Source organism: Dietzia cercidiphylli (assembly GCF_014145145.1).
Lineage (GTDB): Bacteria > Actinomycetota > Actinomycetes > Mycobacteriales > Mycobacteriaceae > Dietzia > Dietzia natronolimnaea.
Genome location: NZ_JAALEA010000305.1, coordinates 1 through 1,219, shown reverse-complemented (window position 1 = coordinate 1,219; position 1,219 = coordinate 1). Strand labels below are relative to the sequence as shown.

Annotated in this window: 1 protein-coding gene; it reads right to left on the bottom strand. The window is 71.4% G+C overall.

The annotated features are described in order from the left end of the window. The coding region (locus G6028_RS11230) for an acyltransferase domain-containing protein (protein ID WP_182658892.1) at positions 1-1,219 on the bottom strand (1,219 nt) is incomplete at both ends.

Below are 1,219 nucleotides of genomic sequence, written 5' to 3'. Positions count from 1 at the left end.
TGGGAGCCCGGCATGCGGCCCTCGCCCGAGCCGCCGCCGGCGGTGACGGTCGGCCACAGCGTCCGGCGCTTCCACGCCGTGCCCGGCACCGGGGCGTAACGGCCGGGGCCGGTGACGTAGCCGTGCAGCATCTCCACGACCTGGTCCATGTTGACCTCGTGGCCGTGGACGTACAGCTGGGCGATCGCGTGGAGCAGGGTGTCGGCCTCGGACTCCTTGCGCTTGAGCGTGTGGAGCAGGTTGGGCTCCATCAGGCCGGCGTCGAAGCACGTCGCCGCCACGGACATCGCGGCGACCGGGTTGGGCGCGAACTCCAGGAACGTCACATACCCGGCCTCGACGGCCTTGCGCACGGCGTGGGTGAACCACACCGAGTGCCGCATGCCCTTGAGCCAGTACTCCTCCGCGTGGATCGGCTCGTGGCCGGCGCGGTAGAAGGTCTCCTTGTCCACGGAGGAGAACAGGCCGGAGGTGAGCTCGCGCGGCTCCAGGCCCGCGATCTCGGCGGCCAGTTCGCCCAGCAGCATGTCGACGTCGGAGGTGTGCCCGGCTCCTCGGACCTGGAGCTGACGGGCGAACTTGCCCTGCTCCTCGACCCAGGCCACGAACTCGGCGACGGGCTTGGCGCGGCCCCCGACCGTGGTGTGGGTGGGGGCGGCGTAGACCGCGGGCTCGATCGAGGCGAACTGCGGGTTGTCGGCGATGATCTGGGCGATCTCCTCGGCCGAGTACTCGACCAGCGCCATGGCGCCGGCGTCCTCGTCGGAGACCTGCTGCTCGGCGTCGCCCATGAGGCGCGAGCGGACGCAGATCACCCGCACCGCGTCCTCGAGGCTCAGTCCGCCCGCCGCGTAGGCGGCGGCGACCTCGCCCATCGAGTGACCGATCACGGCCTCCGGCTTGGCACCGAGGGCCTTGAGCGTGTCGACGAGCGCGACCTGGACGGCGAAGATCCCGACCTGCGCGTTCTCCACCTCGTAGGTGACCGAGTCGTCGAGGAACATCTCGACCATCCGGTAGCCGGCCTCGAAGTCGATGAGCTCGTCCACCGCGTCCAGGCACGAGGCGAACAGCGGGTTGGACAGGTACAGCTCCTTGGCCATCTTGCGGTGCTGGGCGCCGAAGCCCGAGAACACCCAGACGTCGCCGGTGCCGGCGGGGGCGTCCGCGCTGAAGACGCCGGGGCCGGGGTCGCCGGCCGCCAGGGCGCGCAGCCCCG